The organism is Tsukamurella sputi (assembly GCF_007858445.1).
Taxonomy (GTDB): Bacteria; Actinomycetota; Actinomycetes; order Mycobacteriales; family Mycobacteriaceae; genus Tsukamurella; species Tsukamurella sputi.
In genome coordinates, this window is record NZ_VIGV01000020.1 from 1 (window position 1) to 1,336 (window position 1,336).

Genomic DNA, 1,336 nt, shown 5'->3' on the forward strand with positions numbered 1-1,336 from the left:
AGGACGGAACCCGCACTGACCAGCGGCAAACTGAGGGGGCCGAAAGAGGTCAGCTGGGCGTGCTCGGCGAACGCCACGCCCAACCGGAATCCCTGCTGGGCGTCCATCGCCGGATACACCTCGTGAAACCACCGGACAGGCACTTGGCCCTGTCGCGCAATGACGACCGCGAGATCGACGCCCTCGCGGGCCATGATGCGTCCGAACGCTCGCGTCTCCGCCGCGCCCAGGGCACCGCTGTCGAGGAGCTGCGCGAACGCTAGCGGCGGTATCCCCAACTCGACAAGGCTCACATGAGCCAATTTAACAAGACATCGCGACGTCCGAGCCTGGATCAAGCACATCTGCCGCGTGCACACTCACCTCTACGACCCACGAACAAGGAGGTGGCCATGGCCACGATCACTTACGTGACCCACGACGGCGAGGACTACCCCGCGCCGGTGACGCCCGGCAGGTCACTGATGCAGATTGCAGTCGACGAGGCGATACCGGGGATCGATGGCGACTGTGGCGGTGAGGCGGCATGCGGAACGTGCCACGTCGTCGTCGACAGCGCGTGGATCGACACCGTCGGACACAGCACAGACGTCGAAGAAGGCATGTTGAGTATGCACCCCGAACGTGAGGCCAACTCGCGACTGGCCTGCCAGATGACCGCCAACAACGAGTGGGACGGTCTGACCGTTCGCCTTCCCGAGTTCCAGTTGTGAACGTCTAAAGCGAAAGAGCAACATCTATGAGCATCTCAACTGCCCTCGCCGACAAAGCGCAGTCCATGATCCCGATCGATCTACAAATCCGTGGCGCCCACGTCTATGACAAGGCCCGCCGGATCGTCACCCGAACCGACGGCAAAAAGATCTTCACCGAGACCCCCATCCCGCCTGTCGAGGAAGTCGAACTCACCGACATCGATCTGAGCAACCCATTCCTCTACCGACAGGGCAGGTGGCGGTCCTACTTCGAGCGTGTGCGCAATGAGGCGCCCGTTCACTTCCAGCCCCGCAGTCCCTTCGGGCCGTTCTGGTCGGTCACTCGACATGCCGACATCATCGCTGTCGACAAGAACCACGACGCGTTCTCCGCCGAACCGTTCATCATCATCGGTCGGCCGCCCCGCTTCATGGACATCGCGATGTTCATCGCCATGGACCCGCCGCGGCACGACAAGCAGCGCGCCGCCGTCCAGGGAGTCGTCGCACCGAAGAACCTGCGCGAGATGGAGGGCCTCATCCGGTCGCGCGTCCGGGAAGTCCTCGACGAGCTACCGCTCGACGAACCGTTCGACTGGGTCCAGACCGTGTCGGTCGAACTGACCGCGCGGATGCGCGCG

The 1,336-nt window shown here is 63.5% G+C and carries 1 protein-coding gene and 2 pseudogenes; 2 read left to right on the forward strand and 1 reads right to left on the reverse strand.

All coding sequences use genetic code 11. The annotated features are described in order from the left end of the window. A pseudogene (locus tag FK268_RS22940) lies at nt 1–293 on the reverse strand (AraC family transcriptional regulator); the annotation flags it as partial. A gap of 99 nt (nt 294–392) precedes the next feature. Here FK268_RS22940 and FK268_RS22945 point away from each other — a divergent pair. Together FK268_RS22945 and FK268_RS22950 are read left to right on the forward strand one after the other, a co-directional pair. Next, nucleotides 393–713, forward strand: coding sequence for a 2Fe-2S iron-sulfur cluster-binding protein (locus tag FK268_RS22945; RefSeq protein WP_068526316.1), 321 nt, complete (start codon nt 393–395; stop codon nt 711–713). A gap of 26 nt (nt 714–739) precedes the next feature. Further along, nucleotides 740–1,336, forward strand: a pseudogene (locus FK268_RS22950) (cytochrome P450); the annotation flags it as partial.